The sequence below is a fragment of the Streptomyces sp. NPDC003077 genome, from assembly GCF_040611095.1.
Classification (GTDB): domain Bacteria; phylum Actinomycetota; class Actinomycetes; order Streptomycetales; family Streptomycetaceae; genus Streptomyces.
In genome coordinates this window covers 77,338-95,271 of the sequence record NZ_JBEXNM010000006.1, presented here as the reverse complement: position 1 = coordinate 95,271, position 17,934 = coordinate 77,338, and the positions used below count along the sequence as shown (strand labels likewise).

The 17,934-nt window shown below is 72.2% G+C and carries 16 protein-coding genes; 12 read left to right on the top strand and 4 right to left on the bottom strand.

The window, feature by feature from the left end:
- Window positions 1–221: 221 nt before the first annotated feature.
- The gene (locus tag ABZX96_RS06595) at window positions 222–1,178 is read left to right on the top strand and encodes a GNAT family N-acetyltransferase (RefSeq protein WP_355538889.1); all 957 of its coding nucleotides are present in this window, start codon (window positions 222–224) and stop codon (window positions 1,176–1,178) included.
- A 343-nt stretch (window positions 1,179–1,521) separates the two neighbouring features.
- On the opposite strand, the gene ABZX96_RS06590 is transcribed toward ABZX96_RS06595, so the two are convergent.
- Window positions 1,522–2,301 (bottom strand): SDR family oxidoreductase, encoded by a 780-nt coding sequence (locus tag ABZX96_RS06590; protein WP_355538886.1) that lies wholly within the window; start codon window positions 2,299–2,301, stop codon window positions 1,522–1,524.
- 152 nt (window positions 2,302–2,453) lie between these two features.
- Window positions 2,454–2,840, bottom strand: coding sequence for a hypothetical protein (locus ABZX96_RS06585; RefSeq protein ID WP_355538883.1), 387 nt, complete (start codon window positions 2,838–2,840; stop codon window positions 2,454–2,456).
- A gap of 221 nt (window positions 2,841–3,061) precedes the next feature.
- Between ABZX96_RS06585 and ABZX96_RS06580 the strand changes: the two genes are divergently transcribed.
- The gene (locus tag ABZX96_RS06580; RefSeq protein ID WP_355538880.1) at window positions 3,062–3,397 is read left to right on the top strand and encodes a YnfA family protein; all 336 of its coding nucleotides are present in this window, start codon (window positions 3,062–3,064) and stop codon (window positions 3,395–3,397) included.
- Window positions 3,398–3,631: 234 nt separating this feature from the next.
- On the opposite strand, the gene ABZX96_RS06575 is transcribed toward ABZX96_RS06580, so the two are convergent.
- The gene (locus tag ABZX96_RS06575) at window positions 3,632–5,359 is read right to left on the bottom strand and encodes an FAD-dependent monooxygenase (protein WP_355538877.1); all 1,728 of its coding nucleotides are present in this window, start codon (window positions 5,357–5,359) and stop codon (window positions 3,632–3,634) included.
- Between the two features lie 417 nt (window positions 5,360–5,776).
- On the opposite strand from ABZX96_RS06575, the gene ABZX96_RS06570 reads away from it, so the two are divergent.
- From ABZX96_RS06570 to ABZX96_RS06560, 3 genes are all read left to right on the top strand, one after another.
- Entirely contained in the window at window positions 5,777–6,298 is a 522-nt protein-coding gene (locus ABZX96_RS06570) for a TetR family transcriptional regulator (protein ID WP_355539134.1), read from the top strand.
- A 97-nt stretch (window positions 6,299–6,395) separates the two neighbouring features.
- Window positions 6,396–6,890 carry a cupin domain-containing protein gene (locus ABZX96_RS06565; RefSeq protein WP_355538874.1) on the top strand — a complete coding sequence of 165 codons (495 nt, stop codon included), beginning with the start codon at window positions 6,396–6,398 and terminating at the stop codon, window positions 6,888–6,890.
- A gap of 202 nt (window positions 6,891–7,092) precedes the next feature.
- Complete coding sequence (locus ABZX96_RS06560; RefSeq protein WP_355538871.1) at window positions 7,093–7,923, top strand: SDR family oxidoreductase; 831 nt, start codon at window positions 7,093–7,095, stop codon at window positions 7,921–7,923.
- 443 nt (window positions 7,924–8,366) lie between these two features.
- Here the strand turns inward: ABZX96_RS06560 and ABZX96_RS06555 are convergent, their stop codons facing one another.
- The gene (locus ABZX96_RS06555; RefSeq protein WP_355538868.1) at window positions 8,367–8,918 is read right to left on the bottom strand and encodes a hypothetical protein; all 552 of its coding nucleotides are present in this window, start codon (window positions 8,916–8,918) and stop codon (window positions 8,367–8,369) included.
- Between the two features lie 128 nt (window positions 8,919–9,046).
- Here ABZX96_RS06555 and hemL point away from each other — a divergent pair, with 128 nt between their 5' ends.
- From hemL to ccsB, 7 genes are all read left to right on the top strand, one after another.
- Complete coding sequence (gene hemL, locus ABZX96_RS06550; RefSeq protein WP_355538865.1) at window positions 9,047–10,354, top strand: glutamate-1-semialdehyde 2,1-aminomutase; 1,308 nt, start codon at window positions 9,047–9,049, stop codon at window positions 10,352–10,354.
- 163 nt (window positions 10,355–10,517) lie between these two features.
- Window positions 10,518–11,219, top strand: coding sequence for a histidine phosphatase family protein (locus ABZX96_RS06545; protein WP_355538862.1), 702 nt, complete (start codon window positions 10,518–10,520; stop codon window positions 11,217–11,219).
- A gap of 549 nt (window positions 11,220–11,768) precedes the next feature.
- Complete coding sequence (locus tag ABZX96_RS06540; RefSeq protein ID WP_355538859.1) at window positions 11,769–12,983, top strand: hypothetical protein; 1,215 nt, start codon at window positions 11,769–11,771, stop codon at window positions 12,981–12,983.
- A 328-nt stretch (window positions 12,984–13,311) separates the two neighbouring features.
- The gene (locus ABZX96_RS06535) at window positions 13,312–13,926 is read left to right on the top strand and encodes a TlpA disulfide reductase family protein (protein ID WP_355538856.1); all 615 of its coding nucleotides are present in this window, start codon (window positions 13,312–13,314) and stop codon (window positions 13,924–13,926) included.
- Window positions 13,927–13,928: 2 nt separating this feature from the next.
- Window positions 13,929–14,687 carry a cytochrome c biogenesis protein CcdA gene (locus tag ABZX96_RS06530; RefSeq protein ID WP_355538853.1) on the top strand — a complete coding sequence of 253 codons (759 nt, stop codon included), beginning with the start codon at window positions 13,929–13,931 and terminating at the stop codon, window positions 14,685–14,687.
- Window positions 14,688–14,691: 4 nt separating this feature from the next.
- Entirely contained in the window at window positions 14,692–16,677 is a 1,986-nt protein-coding gene (locus ABZX96_RS06525) for a cytochrome c biogenesis protein ResB (RefSeq protein WP_355538850.1), read from the top strand.
- Entirely contained in the window at window positions 16,674–17,765 is a 1,092-nt protein-coding gene (ccsB, locus tag ABZX96_RS06520; protein ID WP_355538847.1) for a c-type cytochrome biogenesis protein CcsB, read from the top strand. The genes ABZX96_RS06525 and ccsB overlap by 4 nt, the downstream gene beginning before the upstream one ends.
- Window positions 17,766–17,934: the final 169 nt, after the last annotated feature.

The following is a 17,934-nucleotide window of genomic DNA, read 5'->3' as shown; positions in this document are numbered from 1 at the left end:
ACGCAGTGACGGGTCCGGCCTGACCGGTCAGGGGCCGGTCTGATGCCCAAACGTCACGTCCTGGGAAGAGGGCGGGCTCGCACCCCGTCCGTTCCCATCGCCCCCGGGGTGGGGGAGTGGGGACGCAGGCGCCCGTTCGCACATCCGTCTTGTTATCCTCCCCGCATACCGCATCGCATGGCGGCTCCCCGCACTCGTCACTCGTGCCCAGGAGGCCCGTCATGCCTGCCCCGTTCCCGTCCGCCGCGCCCGGTGCGCCGGAAGTGCGCCCCTTCCGCCGGGGCGACCGCGAACAACTCACCGAACTGGTCAACGACCACGTCGCCGCCGTCATCCCCGGCGTGTCGGTGTCGGTGAACACCGTGCTGAGCCAACTCCAGCGGCAGCCGGACGAGTTCATCGTCGATCCGTGGGTGGCCGAGCGCGTCACGCTCGTCGCCGAGCAGCGCCGGTACGTCGTCGCCGCCGCCCACCTGCTGCGCTACCGCGACGATCCGGACGTGGGGGAGGACTACCGGGGCGTGGGCGAGATCGCCTGGTTCCTGTGCCGGCCGGGCGCCTCGTTCTGGCCGGACGCCGAGGATGCGGGCGAGTTGCTGATGGCGGCCTGCCTGGCCCGGCTGGGGCGGTGGCGGGTCTCCGTCCGGCGCGCGGACGGCGCGCTCCCCGCGCCCGGCGTCTACGGCCTGCCGGAGCCCTGGCCGCACGTCCGGGCCGCCTACGAACGGGCGGGCTTCGCGCACACCGGGGACACGGAGGTCCTGCTGATCGCGGAGGTGGCCGCGCTGTCCGCGCCCGGCGCGTTGGCGCCTCCGCTCGCCCAGGCCGGGCCGGAGCTGCGCCGGACGCTCGGCGAGTGCGGCACGCGGTTCTCGGCCCATCTGGACGGTGAGGTGATCGGCTACATCGAGGTCGACACCGTCCTGGACCGCGCCGAGCGGTACGCCCGTAGCGGTGGCCTCGCGGATGTCGGCAACCTGCACGTCGCGGACGCGTACCGGGACACCGGCCTGGCCCGGTGGCTCCTGGGCCACGCCGCCCGCTGGCTGCGGCTGGCCGGCGCGGACCGGCTGCTGGCGTACGCGTCGGCGGACGAGCCGGAGGAGCTGCGGGAGTTGGCGGACCTCGGCTTCGAGGAACTGACCCGGACGGCGCGGGGATGGGAGCACCGTTCTTGAGGGGGCTTCGCGTGGGCCGGGGGATGGCCTTGTGCGGGCCGACGTCCCGCTACGCAGACGCGACCACGCCGGGACCACGCGGATGCGTCCGCGGGTGCGCGTAAGGGCCCAACGGCCCACGAAGAGGCCCGCTGAGCCCACGCGCGCCCTCTACCGGGCGTGAGTGAATGGTGGTGAGGGCGAGGTGAAGGGCCGCAGGGCCTGGCCGTTCACCTCGACCGGGGCCGGGCGGGTGTCTCCCTCCGCGGTTCGGGCGGGTCCGCCCGGTCCGGCGGGCGGCCCGGCCCCGGAGTCACCCCCTCCGCCCGGCGCCGCACCGCCGGGCGCCGTCCCTCCGTCCGCGTCAACGCTCCCGGTGCACCTTGGTGTTGGACGCCTGGGCGCGCGGCCGGACGACCAGCAGGTCGACGTTGACGTGGGAGGGCCGGGTCACCACCCACTCGATGGTGTCGGCCACGTCGTCGGCGGTCAGCGGCTCGGCCACGCCCTCGTACACCTTGGCGGCCTTCTCCGCGTCCCCGCGGAACCGGGTGGTGGCGAACTCCTCCGTCTTGACCATGCCGGGCGCGATCTCGATGACGCGGACGGGCTGCCCGCACAGCTCCAGGCGCAGCGTCTCGGCGAGGACGTGCGCGCCGTGCTTGGCCGCGACGTACCCGCCGCCGCCCTCGTAGGTTCCGTGGCCCGCGGTGGAGGACAGCACGACGACCGTTCCGTCACCGGACGCGGTCAGGGCGGGCAACAGCGCCTGGGTCACGTTGAGCACGCCCAGCACGTTGACCTCGTACATCGCGCGCCAGTCGGCCGGATCGCCGGTCGCGACCGGGTCGGCGCCGAGCGCGCCACCGGCGTTGTTGACCAGCACCCGGACGGAGGGCAGGGAGGCGGCAAAGGCGTCCACGGCCGCCCGGTCGGTCACGTCCAGCGGGTACGCCCGCGCGCCCGGCAGTTCGTCGGCCAGCGCCTGAATACGCTCCGCCCGCCGCGCCGTCAGAACGACACGGAACCCGGCCGCCGCCAGCCGCCGCGCGGTGGCGGCCCCGATGCCACTGCTGGCACCGGTGATGACAGCGATGGGGGCCTCCTCGGACACGGGGACGGGGGAGTGGGCGGCATCGGTCATGAAGCGTCTCCTCGGGGCGGTGTTCGGGCACGTTCCGGTACGGAACGGAGGCCGATGGTACGTGGGGGTGGGGTGGGGGAGGGGGACGGGGATGTCCCATGCCTCGGTGCGGGACGTGGCCGGGCTGGGGCATCGGCCGGGAGCCGGGGGCGTCAGTCGGACGCGAGGAAGTCCTCCCCGGGGAAGTCCTCCGCGAGGAAGTCCTCCAGCGCCGCGCGCAGCCAGTCGTCGAAGGTGGCGAACTCGGCCCGGTTTTCCCGGCCGGGCGTGGTGAAGTCGTGGATGACGCGCACGGTTCCGCTGTCGAGGTCCCAGCAGGCGACGTCGTCGTTGTCTTCCCTACGGGAGAACGGCACCAGCCGACGCCGCGGGAACCGCTCGCGAAGGCCCCTCGCCCGGGCCCGCAGGTGTTCCGCCTCCAGGAGCCACCACGGTTCGAGCCCGGCCAGCCCGGAGCCGACCGCGCGCAGGAAGGTGGCGGGGTAACGGAATCCGTCCGGGAGTTCCTCGCCGGACAGGAGATCGGCCCGGTCGGTCATGGCTGATGACTGCTCCGTCCCGTGCGTCGGTCGGTGGCCGCTGCCGGAAGCCGACGTGGCGCCATAGACACAGCCTATGGCGCTGCCTCTCACGCCCCTGAGAACGCGTGGAGCTTCGACACGGCGGCTTGCTGATCACCGCGACGCCGATCCCTTCTCGGGGCTCATCACTCATGCGGCGTGGCCGGGCCGCATGGACCACGCCACCTAGCCTTGGTCCCATGCTGATCGCCCGTTCCGTGCTTCTCTTTCTCCTCTCCGCCGTCTTCGAGATCGGCGGGGCCTGGCTCGTGTGGCAGGGGGTTCGGGAGCACCGGGGCTGGATCTGGATCGGGGCCGGTGTCATCGCCCTGGGGGCGTACGGGTTCGTCGCCACGCTGCAACCGGACGCCGCTTTCGGGCGGGTGCTGGCCGCGTACGGGGGCGTGTTCGTGGCCGGTTCGCTGGCTTGGGGCATGGTGGCGGACGGCTATCGGCCCGACCGTTGGGACGTGGCCGGTGCCCTGCTCTGCCTCGTCGGCATGGCCCTGATCATGTACGCGCCCCGGGGGCGGTGAGCCAGGAGGCACCGACCGGCGGGCGGTGTCCGCCGAGGTCGCGGGCCGGTGGGCGGACGCCACACGAGAACGCGGACGCGGCCAGTGGGCGGATGCCGTCCGAAAACGCGGGCCGGTGGGCGGATGCCGTCCGAGAAGGCGGCCCGGTGGGCGGCCCGCCCCCGTGCGAGCCGCCCACCGATGCTCATCGATGGTTCTGCCGGTCTGCCGCCGCCGGCTTTCCGGACGGACGCCTCAGCGCACCACCCCCGTGGCCGCTCCCGCCGCCTCGCCGGCCCGGTCGCTGCCGGTCCACCGGATGAGTGCCGCGCGCAGCCCGGCAGCGCGTTCCGCCGGGTCCGTGGCGTCGGTGGCCCAGGCGATGTAGCCGTCGGGGCGGATCAGGAGGGCGGTGCGCCGGTCGCCGGCCCAGGAGACGCGGGTGACGGACACCAGGGGCCGTTCCGTCACGTCGCCGCCCCCTCCCGTTCCGTTCGCAGCGCCCGTCCCGTTCGCAGCGCCCGTCCCGTTCGAAGTGCCCGCCCCGTTCACAGCGCCCGTCCCGCCATCCGCCGCCGTCTCGTCCGCCGGGCGGACCAGGACGAATCCACCACCGCGCAGGGCCTCGTACAGCCGTCCGCCGCCCGCCAGCCGGAGGTCCGGGGCGCGGGTGCCGGTCAGCGGGTGGGCGCCGCGCTCGGCGCCGTACGCGACGCCGAGGCCGGTGACCTGGAGCGCGGCGCGGCGGGCGAGCGGCCGGATGTGTGAGAAGACCTGGCCCGCCACCGCGCGGAGCGCGCGCTGCGGCGCCGTGCGCATCAGCGCGAGGCGGATGAGGGCGCCGCTGCTGCGCAGCACCGTCTTGCCGACCGGGTGGCGTTCGTCGTGGTAGGTGTCCAGCAGCCGGTCCGGCGCGGCGCCGTGCAGGACGGCGGCCAGCTTCCAGCCGAGGTTGGCCGCGTCCTGGAGTCCGGTGTTCATGCCCTGGCCGCCGGCGGGGGAGTGGACGTGCGCCGCGTCGCCGGCCAGGAAGACGCGGCCGACGCGGTACCGGGGCACCTGCCGCTCGTCGCTGTGGAAGCGGGAGGCCCATTGGACGTCGTGCACGCCGTAGTCGTCGCCGAGGGCCAGCCGCATGAACTCGCGGATCTCCTCCAGGGTGACCGGCGTGTCCTCGTCGGCCGGACGGCGCCAGTTCCGGCCGATGACGCGGTACAGGTCGCCACCGAAGGGGCCGATGAAGGCGAAGGCGTCCCGGGTGGCCTGCGCGGTGATGCGGTCCGCCGGCGCCTTGGTGAGCCGGGCGTCGGCCAGGACGACGGACTGGATGACCGGCCGCCCCGGGAACGGCAGCCTCAGGGCCTTGCGGACGACGCTGCGCACGCCGTCCGTGCCGACGAGGTAGCTCGCGCGGTGGCGGCCGGACGCGCCGTCCGGTTCGCGGACGAGGACGTTCACGCCGTCGGCGTCCTGCTCCAGGCCGCGCACCTCGGTGTCGTACCGGAAGGTGACGCCCACCTCCCGGGCCCGCCGCTCCAAGAGGCGCTCCACCTCGTACTGCGGGGTGATCAGGACGAACGGGAAGCGGGTCGGCAGTTCGGACGCGCCGATCCGGGTCCCGCCGAAGACCTGGATGCCGCTGATGGGGTTGCCGCCCGCGATGAGTTCGTCGGCGAGCCCGCGGGCGTCGAGCTGTTCGAGCGTGCGGGCGTGGACGGCGAGCGAGCGGGTGAGGTTGCTGACCTCCGGGCCGCGCCGCTCCATGAGGGTGACGTTCAGACCGGCCGCGGCGAGGTCGCCCGCCAGCAGCAGGCCGGTCGGTCCGGCGCCCACGACGATGACGTCGGAACGGGAGCCGGGGGTGAGTGCGTGGAGGGCGCCGGCGACATCGGTGGCGGCGTCGGCGGCGTCGAAGTCGTGGAGGCCGGTGGAGAGGGACCGGTTGGTGTTGTCGGTTCCGTTCGCGCGGGTTTCGCGGTGCATGACCGTCTCCTCGCGGCCCACATTCGTGGGTCGGCACATATAGGTCAACAGTTGTTGGTCAACGCTTGTTGGCAACGGTAGGGCGCGCGGTGATGGCGTGTCAACAGCCGTTGGCCTACAGTCGTTTGCATGGTCGACCATGTGCCCCCGGGGGCCTCTGGAGCCTCCGGAACCCCTGCCGTTTCCGATCCCGCCGCCGACGCCGGGCTCGACGCCGTTCCGTCGTCTTCCGGCTCGGCACCTGCCGGTCCGTCGCCTGACGGTTCGTCGTCTGCCGGTCCACCGGCTGCCGGGGGGCCGTCCGGGGCTTCGTTCGGAGCTGCCGCCGGGAGACCGGACGGGACGTCCGCCGGAGCCTCCGCCGACCAGCCGCTCACCGCGTCCCGTCCCCGGCGCTCCGACGCCACCCGCGCCGCGATCCTCACCGCCGCCCGCGAGCGCTTCGCCGCCGACGGGTACGAGCGGGCCACGATCCGGGCCATCGCCAAAGAGGCGGGCATCGACCCCTCGATGGTGATGCGCTACTTCGGGAACAAGGAGGGGCTGTTCGTGGCCGCCTCCGCGATCGACCTGCGCGTCCCGGACCTGACCACCGTTCCCCTGGAGGAGGTCGGCGCCCGCCTCGTGCGCCACTTCGTCGAGCGCTGGGAGAGGGACAAGATCCTGACGGGGATGCTGCGGGTCGGCGTCACCAACGAGGCCGGTTCGGAACGGATGCGCGCCATCTTCGCCGAGCAGATCCGGCCGGTGCTCACCGCCGTCTGCCCGGTCCCCGAGGAGGCGCGCACCCGTTCCGCGCTGGTCGCCTCGCAGATCCTCGGCATGGCCCTGTGCCGCTACATCCTGTGTCTCCCGCCGGCGGTCGAGATGTCCCGCGACGAACTCGTGGCCTGGCTGGCGCCCACGGTCCAGCGGTACTTGACGAACCGGCAGCCGTGACAAGAGGCGGCGCGTGGGCGTAAATGGGCGGGTGGTGCGGGCCGCCATGAGGCCGTCCGCGTCACCACCTGCCGACGACGGGAAGGAAGGCAACGCCATGCACCGCGACGCCCCCACACCCGAAGCGCTCGCCGCCTTCTACGGCCTGCGCCCGCTGCCCCGCGAAGGCGGGCGCTTCAAGGAGACCTGGGCCGGGCCGCCGCGCCCGGACGGGCGGCCGGAGGGCACCGCGATCGTCATGCTGCTGACGTCCGACCCCGACGACTTCTCCGCCCTGCACCGGCTGCCCACCGACGAGATCTGGCACTACCACCTCGGCGACCCGCTCACCCTCCTCCTGCTCGCTCCGGACGGCACGTCCCGCACGGCCGTCCTCGGCCCGGACGTCCTGGGCGGGCAGCACGTGCAGATCACCGTGCCCGCCGGCACCTGGATGGGCGCCCGGGTCGCCGAGGGCGGTGCCTGGACGCTGTTCGGCTGCACCATGGCCCCGGGGTTCACGTATGACGGGTACGAACACGGGAACGCCGACGAACTGGCCGCGCGCTATCCCCAGGAAGCGGACCGTATCGCAAGCCTCAGCCGACCCTGAGCCCTCGGCCGGACGACCGATGCCGTCGGCCCGACGGCCGACCCCGATGCCCGTCGCCGTCAGCCCGCCGCCGGACGACCGATGCCCGATGCCGTCGGCCCGACGCCCGACCCCGCCGCCCCGACGCTGGCCCCGAACCGCCGTCCGCAGCACCCCAGGAGAAAGCCCCCCGCCCCGCCCGCGACCCCCAGGAGCCCCCTCCATGCCCCAGCCCGACCGCCCCACCACCACTCCCGACGCTCCTGACGCTCCCGATCAAGGAACTGGCCCCTCCCTCCCCTCCCTCACCGGTCACGTCGTCCTCGTGACCGGTGCGAGCGGGACCGTCGGGCAGGGCATCGCCCAGCGGTTCGCCGACGCGGGCGCCGCCGTCGTCGTCCACCACCGCTCGCGTGCCGACGCCGCCCGGGAACTCGTCACCCGCATCGAGAAGCGCGGCGGCAGCGCGCTCGCGCTCGGCGGCGACCTGTCCACCGAGGACGGGTGCCACCGCGTGGTCCAGGAGGCGGCGGCCTGGCGGGGGCGGCTGACCGCGGTGGTGAACAACGCGGGCGTGCAGCCCACTCAGGAGCTGCCGGGCATGACCCTCGCCGACTGGCGCGCGGTCGTGGACACCAACCTGACCAGCGTCTTCGCCTGCACCCAGGCCGCCGCGGCCGTGATGCGCGGCGCCGGCGGCGGAACGATCACCCACATCGCCTCCATCGAGGCCGGCCAGGCGGCTCCCGCCCACGCCCATTACTGCGCGTCCAAGGCCGCGATCGTCATGCACGCCCGCTCGGCGGCCCTGGAGTACGGCCCGTACGGCATCCGGGTCAACACCGTCTCGCCCGGGCTGATCGGTCACGACGGGCTGGAACGGGAGTGGCCCGAGGGCGTGCGCCGCTGGGAGCGGGCCGTACCCACCGGCCGGCTCGGACGCCCCGAGGACATCGGGGACGCCTGCGTCTTCCTCGCCTCGCCGATGGCCTCCTGGATCACGGGACACGACCTGGTCGTCGACGGGGGTGTGGGAGCCCGCCCGACCTGGTAGCGGCGGAATCAAGCCCGTCCGGCCAATCCAAGCCGGTCCGGCCAATCCGAGCCCGTTTGGCCAATCCGAGCCGGTCCGGCCAATCCGAGCCGGTCCGGCCAATCCAAGCCCGTCCGGCCAAACCAAGCCGGTCCCGCCAAATCAAGCCCGTCCGGCGATTGAGGACAACGCCCCCGGCGTTCACCGGTGCTCAATGATCACGCGCCACCTGCCACCCGCCGCAAGCCCGCACCCGCACCCGCGCTCGCCGGGATGTCCTCGAACGCCGGACGGGCTCGAACGCCGGACGGGCCGGAACGGGCGCCCCCGGCCCGGACATCACAGGCCCCGACGCCATCGAACGAGTGCGACACGTCGTCGGTCCCGAAAGGGAAGGGCCGCGCCGGGTTATGACCTCATCAGGGCGATACGGAACTACCGGCCGAACCCGGACCGTGCGGGCCTCACGGCCACACCAGGCAGTACGCCTGATGCCCCGCCTCGTGCAGCCGATGGGAGAAGTCCTGCCATTCGTGCAGGAGCCGGTAGACGGCGTAGGCGTCGCGCGGGCCGCCGCGGTCGGGGACGGTGGACCAGATGAAGGCGGCGGCGCCGACGGATTCCTCGCCGATGTCGCGCAGCGGGTCGATGACGGTCATGGGGAGTTTGACGACGGCGTAGTCGGGGTGGAGGACGACCAGTTCCAGCGGGGGCACCCGGTGCAGGGGTATGCCCTCTATGCCGGTGAGCACCATGGCGGCCATCGTCTCCGGCTTGATCTTGGTGAACATGCCGCCCATGCCGAGCTCGTCACCGCCCAGCTCCTCCGGCCGCATGGTGATCGGGACGCGGGCCGCGGTCGCGCCGTTGGGCGCGCCGAAGTACTTGTACGTCACTCCCATACGGCCGCCCCTAGGTTCCCCACCCCTGGGCTCCTCGCGCCGGTGACGCCCTCGCTGGGCGCGCTCGGGGCCTCGGTCCTCGGTCCCCTCGCCCACTTCGCCACCGCGATGCATATCTCCACCCGACCACTCGCAGCCCCAGCCGCGCAAACCCGATCATCGTCCCAGAGACCTCCCCCGTCACCGGCGTGTGAAACGCCCGGCCGCGCGCCTGCGTGCACGCCTCTGAGACCATTGCTTGCGTGACTTACTCGTACGATGCCCCAGTTTCGCAGACGCTGTTCGACCGTGCGGCCGTTGTGACGCCCGGCGGCGTGAACTCCCCGGTGCGAGCGTTCCGCGCCGTGGGCGGTACGCCCCGGTTCATGGTGTCCGGTACCGGTCCCTACCTCACCGACGCCGATGGGCGTGAGTACGTCGACCTGGTGTGTTCGTGGGGTCCGATGATCCTCGGGCACGCGCACCCGGCCGTCACCGAGGCCGTGCAGGCCGCCGTCGCCCGCGGGACGTCCTTCGGGACCCCCGGTGCGGGCGAGGTGGAGCTGGCCGAGGAGATCGTGGCCCGGATCGAGCCCGTCGAGCAGGTCCGCCTGGTGTCCTCCGGCACGGAGGCGACGATGTCGGCGATCCGGCTCGCCCGCGGCTTCACCGGCCGGGCCAAGGTCGTGAAGTTCGCCGGCTGCTACCACGGCCACGTGGACGCGCTGCTGGCCGCCGCCGGTTCGGGCGTGGCGACCTTCGGTCTGCCCGACACGCCGGGCGTCACGGGCGCGCAGGCCGGCGACACCCTCGTCCTCCCCTACAACGACCTTGAGGCCGTGCGGGCCGCCTTCGCGGCGCACCCCGGCCAGATCGCCTGCGTGATCACCGAGGCGTCCCCCGGCAACATGGGCGTGGTCCCGCCGCTGCCCGGCTTCAACCAGGGGCTCAAGGACCTCTGCGCGGAGAACGGCGCGCTCTACATCTCCGACGAGGTCATGACGGGCTTCCGCGTCAGCAAGGCCGGCTGGTACGGCATCGACGGGGTGCGGCCCGACCTGATGACGTTCGGCAAGGTCATGGGCGGCGGGTTCCCGGCCGCCGCGTTCGGTGGCCGCGCCGACGTGATGGCGCACCTCGCCCCGGCCGGCCCGGTCTACCAGGCGGGCACCCTCTCCGGTAACCCGGTCGCCACCGCCGCCGGCCTCGCGCAGCTCCGTCTGCTGGACGACGCCGCGTACGCGAAGGTGGACGCGGTCTCCGCCGAGCTGCGCGCGCTGATCGGCGACGCGCTGACCAAGGAGGGCGTGGCGCACCGCCTCCAGGTGGCGGGCAACATGTTCTCGGTCTTCTTCACCGACCGGGACGTCACCGACTACGACGGCGCCAAGGGCCAGGAGGCGTTCCGCTTCACGGCCTTCTTCCACTCGATGCTCTCGCAGGGCGTGTACCTGCCGCCGTCCGCCTTCGAGTCGTGGTTCGTCTCGACGGCGCACGACGAGCGGGCGCTGGAGCGCGTCGCCGCCGCGCTGCCGGCCGCCGCCCGCGCCGCCGCCGAAGCGACGGAGTGAGGACGGGCCCCGGCCGCCCGCGGCCGTGGCCGGCCGGGCCGGACGAGAACGGTTTCCCACCGGCTCCCTTCCCGTCCGGGACGCGTGCCGTCCCGGACGGGAACGGCCGCGTCATGGGGGCCGGTGGGGCCCGGCGATTCGGACCGAGTGAATGATGGATGGCATGAGCAGCGAAGACATCACCGTCGTACATCTCATGCGGCACGGTGAGGTGCACAACCCGGACGGCGTGCTGTACGGCCGCCGGCCCGGCTACCACCTGTCCGAACTGGGCCGGCAGATGGCCGACCGGGTCGCCGAGCACCTGGCCGGGCGGGACATCACCCACGTCGTCGCCTCGCCCCTGGAGCGGGCGCAGGAGACGGCGACGCCGGTCGCCAAGGCGCACGGCCTGGACCTGGCCACCGACGAGCGGCTGATCGAGGCGGCGAATGTCTTCGAGGGCAAGACGTTCGGGGTCGGCGACGGCGCGCTGAAGAAGCCCGCGAACTGGAAGCACCTGACCAACCCGTTCCGGCCCTCCTGGGGCGAGCCGTACATCGAGCAGGTCGTCCGGATGATGGGCGCGCTCGGGGCGGCGCGGGACGCGGCCCGGGGGCACGAGGCCGTGGCGGTCAGCCACCAGCTCCCGATCTGGATCGTCCGCAGCTTCGCCGAGCGGCGCCGGCTGTGGCACGACCCGCGCAAGCGGCAGTGCACGCTGGCCTCGCTGACCTCGTTCACCTTCCGCGGCGACAAGATCGTCTCGATCGGGTACAGCGAGCCCGCTCTGGACCTGGTGCCGGTCCACCTGCGCGCGGGCGCCAAGCCGACGAAGGGCAAGGCGGCGCAGGGGACGAGCCAGGGGAAGGCGTTCGGGGCCTGAGCGTTCGGGGCCTGAGCGTTCGGGGCGAAGGGTGTTGGCAGCCGTCCGGAGGGGCGTAGCAGCCGTCCGGAGGGTGCCGGGTCTGCCGGGCTCCGGGTGAGAGGCACGAGACAGATGGGGCGGTAGTGGTTCCTGGGGAACCGCCACCGCCCCTTGCCACGTCCCCGCAACGGGAAGGGGCGAGGGCGCGCCACCCACCGCTGGGAAGGGCTCGCGCCGGGGTTGCCGCACCACCCGCCACGGAGCCCAAAGCCGGGCTCGTCACAGGTCCGCGACGCCGGGCTCGTCGCGGACCCGCTCCACCGGACCCGCTCCACCGGGCTCGTCGCAGACCCGAGGAACGGCCGGGAACCCGTATCAATCCCCGTGAACGCGGCTCGCCGTGACTGATGCGGACGAATCCCCTACTAACCGTCACATCTTCAATAATCAGAAAAATTAGATAATCGCGCCATTAAAGCGGAACCCATCTGTCCCTCCCGTCCCTCCTACCTCATGTCCACTACACGGACATGGCGTTGGTGAGCAGCAAGCAGGGATGGGAACGGTATGCGCGCGATCAGTCGGCGGAACCTGCTGGGGATGGGAGTGGGCGCGGTCGCGGCGCTCGGCGTCGCGGGCTGTGCCACCGGTTCCGGCTCCGGGGGCGGCGGGGACAACAAGAAGGTGCAGGCGCGGGCCAAGCCGATAGGCGACGGCTCGACCGCCGACTCCGGCCCGCAGCCGAACCAGCCCGGCAAGCCGGAGCGACTGGAGCCGGGGCAGACCCCGCCGCAGTTCGTGATCTTCTCGTGGGACGGCGCGGGCGAGGTCGGCAACGGTCTCTTCCCCCGCTTCCGCAGGCTCGCGAAGGACCACGGCGCGGCGATGACCTTCTTCCTCTCCGGGCTGTACTGCCTGCCGGAGTCGAAGCAGAACCTCTACCGCCCGCCGAACAACAAGGTCGGCGCCTCCGACATCGGCTACCTCACCGACGACCACATCCGCGAGACGCTGAAGAACGTCCGCGCGGCGTGGCTGGAGGGCCACGAGATCGGCACCCACTTCAACGGCCACTTCTGCGCCGGCTCGGGCTCGGTCGCCCACTGGACCCCGAAGCAGTGGCGGTCGGAGATCGACCAGGCCGTGGACTTCGTGACGACCTGGCGGACGAACACCGGTTTCACGGACCTGGAGCCGCTGCCCTTCGACTACCGCAAGGAGCTGGTGGGCGGCCGTACGCCGTGCCTGCTCGGGCAGGACAACCTGCTGCCGACCGCGAAGGAACTGGGCTGGCGGTACGACGCCAGCTCGCCGGGCGGCCGGCAGATGTGGCCGACCAAGAAGCTGGGCATCTGGGACTTCCCGCTCCAGCAGATACCTTTCCCCGGCCACTCGTTCGAAGTCCTCTCGATGGACTACAACATCCTCGCCAACCAGTCGAAGAACTCCACCAAGGCCCCGCCGGCCAACTACCCGGGCTGGCGCAAGCAGGCGACCGAGTCCTACATCAAGGGCTTCCAGCGCGCCTACGAGACCAACCGGGCCCCCTTCTTCGTCGGCAACCACTTCGAGCAGTGGAACGGCGGCATCTACATGGACGCCGTCGAGGAAGCGCTCAAGCACATCGCCGACGAGAAGCACAAGGACGTCCGGCTGGTGTCCTTCCGCCAGTTCACCGACTGGCTGGACGCGCAGGACCCGAAGGTGATCGCCAAGCTCCAGAAGCTCCAGGTCGGCCAGCAGCCGGCCGGGGGCTGGAAGGCGTACATGACGGGGGCGTGAGCCCCGGGGCCGGGCGCGCCGCACGCGGACGACGCACGCGGCGCGCCCGAGTCCGCCGTTCACCGGGGGCCCCGGTCGCCGGGCGCGCGACACGCGGGCCGTACGCGGCACGCGGGCCCCGTACGCGTCACACTCGGCCCGCCCCCACCCGCCGACCCCGGGCTTGCGCCAGGCGGACCCCGCGGGCGGCGCACCAGGCCCGCCCCGCCGACCAGGCCCGCCCCCATCCCAGCCCCACCGCCCCCCGGCCGAACCATCCCGACATGCCGGGCGCAACGGCCGAGGGGGGTGCGGAAGATCCGCAAAAGGCCCATGCGAAACTTTTCACATGAGTGCCTGCCGCGCCTTGAGCCGACTGACCGGTCGCCGCCGCACCGCCGTGATCGCCACGGGCATCGCCCTGGGAGCGCTGACGCTGAGCGCCTGCGGGGACGGTACTTCGGGTGGTTCCTCGCAGACGAAGTTCGTGCAGGGCAAGGACGGCGTGGACACGGTCCCGGTGGCGGACCGCCGGCCGGCCCCCGACATCTCCGGCGACACCCTCCAGGGCAAGCCGCTGAAGATCGCGGACTACAAGGGCAAGGTCGTCATCCTCAACGTCTGGGGATCGTGGTGCGGCCCCTGCATCGCGGAGGCGGCGAACTTCTCCAAGGTCGCCAAGGAGACCGAGGGCAAGGGCGTCCAGTTCGTCGGGATCAACACCCGGGACACCGAGAAGACGCAGGCCACCGTGTTCGAGGAACAGCACAAGGTGCCGTACCCGAGCCTGTACGACCCGGCGGGCAAGCTGATGCTGCGCTTCCCCAAGGGCAGCGTGAACCCGCAGTCGATTCCTTCCACCATCGCCGTGGACCGGAAGGGCCGGATCGCGGCCCGGTCGATCGGTCCGATGACCGAGGACGAGCTGCGCAAGATGGTCACTCCGCTGATCGCCGAGAAGTGACCATGATCCTTCTCGCCGCCGGGCAGAACCAGACCGTCATGACGGGCGCGCTGCTGGCCGCCGTGCCCCTCGCGCTCCTGGCCGGACTGGTCTCCTTCTTCTCCCCCTGTGTCCTGCCGCTCGTTCCCGGCTACATGTCCTACGTCACCGGCTTGACCGGCACGGACCTGGCCGCGGCCAAGCGCGGCCGGATGCTCTCCGGGGCGCTGCTGTTCGTCCTCGGCTTCAGCGCGGTGTTCATCTCCACCGGAACGCTCTTCGGCCAGTTCGGCAACACGCTCCAGCTCTACAAGGACATCCTGAGCCGGATACTCGGCGGGCTGCTGATCCTGCTGGGTCTGGCGTTCGCGGGTGTGCTCAAACGCTTCGGCCAGCGGGAGCTGCGCTTCCACCGGAAGCCCACCATGGGGCTGGCGGGCGCGCCGTTGCTCGGCGTGCTCTTCGGCGTCGGCTGGACCCCGTGCCTGGGCCCCACGCTCACCGCCGTGACCACCCTCTCCATGAACCAGGCGACCGCGGCCCGCGGCGCCCTGCTGGGCGTCGTCTACTGCCTGGGCCTGGGCCTGCCCTTCATCTTCACGGCCCTGGCCTTCCGCAAGGCGATGGGCGCGTTCGGCTGGGTCAAGCGCCACTATGTGTGGGTGCTGCGGATCGGCGGCGGAATGATGGTCGTGCTCGGCGTCCTGCTCCTCACCGGAGCCTGGGACTACTTGATGTCCGGCCTGCAGAACTGGTCGAGCAGATACTTCGTTGGGATCTGAACCGATGTCCACCAAGACCGACACCCCCACCGAGCCCGACCTGGGCAAGGCCGGGGCCCAGCTCTCCACCGCGCCGAAGGAGGACGTCTCCCTCCCCTCCCTCGGCCCGATCGGCTGGGCGCGCTGGTTCTGGCGGCAGCTGACCTCCATGCGGGTCGCGCTGATCCTGCTGTTCCTGCTGTCGCTCGGAGCGATCCCCGGATCGCTGATCCCGCAGGTCTCCATCGATCCGGTCAAGGTCGACGAGTTCCGCGCGAAGCACGACGTCCTGGGCTCGGTCTACGACAAGCTCGGGATGTTCCACGTCTACAGCTCGGTGTGGTTCTCCGCGATCTACCTGCTGCTGTTCATCTCCCTGATCGGCTGCATCGTCCCGCGCGCCTGGCAGTTCGTGGGCCAGCTCCGGGGCCGCCCGCCGGCCGCCCCGCGCCGGATGACCCGGCTGCCCGCGTACGCGACCTGGCGGACGACGGCGGAGCCGGACGAGGTGCTGGACGCGGCCCGGCGGGTGCTCAAGAGGCGCCGGTTCCGCACGGATGCCTCCGGCAGCGCGGTCGCCGCCGAGAAGGGCTACCTGCGCGAGGCCGGGAACCTCGTCTTCCACATCGCGCTGATCGTCATGCTGGTCGCCTTCGCGGTCGGCAGCCTGTGGAAGTCCGAGGGCGGCAAGCTCCTCACCGAGGGCGACGGGTTCGCGAACAGCCGCACGCAGTACGACGACATCACCTCGGGCCCGTTCTTCGACACCGACAGCATGGAGCCCTTCGGCTTCACCCTGAAGCGCTTCGACGCGACGTACGAGCGCTCGGGGCCGCAGCTCGGCACCCCGCGCACGTTCCGCGCCGATGTGACGTACTTCGAGGGCGCGGACGGCAAGGAGCACCACACCTCCATCGAGGTGAACCATCCGCTGGACATCGCGGGCTCCAAGGTCTACCTGCTCTCGCACGGGTACGCCCCGGTGATCAGCGTCAAGGACGGCCGCGGCAAGACGGTCTACGAGGGCGCCGTCCCCTTCCTGCCCACCGACCCCAAGAACCTCACCTCCACCGGCGTGGTGAAGGTGCCGGGCGCCCAGAACAAGGACGGCAAGCGCAACCAGCTCGGCGTCCAGGGCCTCTTCGTCCCCACCTACGGGGGCAAGGACTCCGGCACGATGTTCTCGCAGTTCCCGGCGCTGGACTTCCCGGTGCTGGCGGTCACCGCGTACCACGGCGACCTCGGCCTGGACTCCGGCCTGCCGCAGAACGTCTACCAGCTCGAAACCAAGCGCCTGAAGCAGTACAAGGACGACAAGGGCAACATCCTCAAGAAGGCGCTCCGCCCCAAGGAGCTGGTGCAGCGCGAGGACCCCAAGGCCTCCGCGCAGAAGCTCGCCGACCAGTCCACCCTGGAGCTGCCGAACGGCGAGGGCTCGATCACCTTCGAGGGCGTCAAGAGCTGGGCCAGCTTCAAGATCAGCCACCAGCCCGGCAACGGCCTGGCCCTCGCGGGCGCGGGCGCGGCGCTGGTCGGCCTGGCCGCCTCGCTGTTCATACAGCGCCGCCGGGTATGGGTCCGGGCCGAGCGGGGCGCCGACGGCGTCACCGTCGTCGAGCTCGCCGGCCTCGGCCGCAGCGAGTCCGCCAAGCTCCCGGAGGAGCTGGCCGAGCTGGCCGCGGCGCTGGAGGCGGACGCGCCGGTGAGCGCGGAGCCGGAGCCGGAAAGCGCCCCGGAGCCGGCCACCGGCGACGGCCGGGCGCGGACCGAGGGCGCGAAGGACGAGGACGAGCCCGAGGGTGACCGGAAGCCCGAGGACGGGGCCGAGCCCGATGGCGACCGGAAGCCCGAGGGCGACCGCAAGCCCGAAGCCGCCCCGAAGTCCACGGCCGCCGAAGCCACCAGCCCCAACCCTGGCGCCCCCGCCGACACCCCCTCCGCTCCCGATGCCCCCGTGGAGTCCCCCGGCTCCGCCGGTCCTGCTGAACCTTCCGAAGGAGCGCGCGCGTGAACCTCGCTGCCGCAGCCAACGAGAACATGGCACATACCAGCAATGTGCTGATCTATTCGGCGATGGCCGTCTACACCCTCGCCTTCCTGGCGCACATGTCCGAATGGGTGTTCGGCAGCCGCAGCAAGGTCGGCCGCACCGCCGCCGCGCTGACCGCCGACGCCACCCGGACCACCGTCGCCGCCGCGGCCCCGGCGGCCCGGAAGGCCGGCGGCACCGCCGTCCTGGAGCGCCCGAAGGTCGTCACCCGGGCGGCGTCCGGCACCCGTGACGTGCCGGACGGGCCGGGCGCCGCGGGCGGCACCGAGAAGGGCGACCTCTACGGGCGGATCGCCATCTCGCTGACGGTCCTGGCCTGGGCGATCCACGTCGGCGGCGTGGTCACCCGCGCGCTGTCCGTCCAGCGTGCCCCCTGGGGCAACATGTACGAGTTCTCGACGACCTTCGCCGCGGTCGCCGTCACCGCGTACCTCGTCCTCCTGGCGATGAAGAAGCGGGTCCGCTGGCTCGGATTGCCCCTGGTCACCACGGTCCTGCTGGACCTGGGCCTGGCGATCAGCGTCCTGTACACCGCCAGCGACCAGCTCGTCCCGGCGCTGCACTCGGTTTGGCTGTGGATCCACGTCAGCTGCGCGATCATCTCCGGCGCGGTGCTGTACCTGGGTGCCGTCTCCACGATCCTGTTCCTCTTCCGGGACCGCTACGAGGCCAAGCTCGCCAACCCGGACGGCCCGCAGCCCGGCGGTTTCGCCCGCTCGGTGCTGGAGCGGCTGCCCTCGTCCGCCTCGCTGGACAAGTTCGCCTACCGCGTCAACGCCACGGTCTTCCCGCTGTGGACGTTCACGATCATCGCGGGCGCCATCTGGGCCGAGGCCGCCTGGGGCCGCTACTGGGGCTGGGACCCCAAGGAGGTCTGGACCTTCATCACCTGGGTCGCCTACGCCGCCTACCTGCACGCCCGGGCCACCGCGGGCTGGAAGGGCCGCAAGGCCGCCTGGCTGGGCCTGATCGCCTTCGCCTGCTACCTCTTCAACTACTACGGCGTGAACATCTTCGTCACCGGCCTCCACTCCTACGCCGGAGTCTGAACCGGACCGCACTCCGACGTCGGGGTCTGAACCGGACCGCACTCCGACGTCGGGGTCTGAACCGGACCGCACTCCGACGTCGGGGTCTGAACCGGACCGCTCCCCTACGCCGGAGTCCGAACCGGACCGCTCCCCTACGCGGGAGTCCGACGTCACCGGTCTCCACTCC

Coding starts and splice junctions, on each gene's coding strand:
- ABZX96_RS06565 (WP_355538874.1), top strand. CDS start 6,396: ATGCACCGCGACGCCCCCACACCCGAAGCGCTCGCCGCCTTCTACGGC.
- ABZX96_RS06590 (WP_355538886.1), bottom strand. CDS start 2,301: ATGACCGATGCCGCCCACTCCCCCGTCCCCGTGTCCGAGGAGGCCCCC.
- ABZX96_RS06595 (WP_355538889.1), top strand. CDS start 222: ATGCCTGCCCCGTTCCCGTCCGCCGCGCCCGGTGCGCCGGAAGTGCGC.
- ABZX96_RS06530 (WP_355538853.1), top strand. CDS start 13,929: ATGATCCTTCTCGCCGCCGGGCAGAACCAGACCGTCATGACGGGCGCG.
- ABZX96_RS06585 (WP_355538883.1), bottom strand. CDS start 2,840: ATGACCGACCGGGCCGATCTCCTGTCCGGCGAGGAACTCCCGGACGGA.
- ABZX96_RS06560 (WP_355538871.1), top strand. CDS start 7,093: ATGCCCCAGCCCGACCGCCCCACCACCACTCCCGACGCTCCTGACGCT.
- ABZX96_RS06535 (WP_355538856.1), top strand. CDS start 13,312: ATGAGTGCCTGCCGCGCCTTGAGCCGACTGACCGGTCGCCGCCGCACC.
- ABZX96_RS06575 (WP_355538877.1), bottom strand. CDS start 5,359: ATGCACCGCGAAACCCGCGCGAACGGAACCGACAACACCAACCGGTCC.
- ABZX96_RS06555 (WP_355538868.1), bottom strand. CDS start 8,918: ATGCATCGCGGTGGCGAAGTGGGCGAGGGGACCGAGGACCGAGGCCCC.
- ABZX96_RS06525 (WP_355538850.1), top strand. CDS start 14,692: ATGTCCACCAAGACCGACACCCCCACCGAGCCCGACCTGGGCAAGGCC.
- ABZX96_RS06540 (WP_355538859.1), top strand. CDS start 11,769: ATGCGCGCGATCAGTCGGCGGAACCTGCTGGGGATGGGAGTGGGCGCG.
- ABZX96_RS06580 (WP_355538880.1), top strand. CDS start 3,062: ATGCTGATCGCCCGTTCCGTGCTTCTCTTTCTCCTCTCCGCCGTCTTC.
- ABZX96_RS06545 (WP_355538862.1), top strand. CDS start 10,518: ATGAGCAGCGAAGACATCACCGTCGTACATCTCATGCGGCACGGTGAG.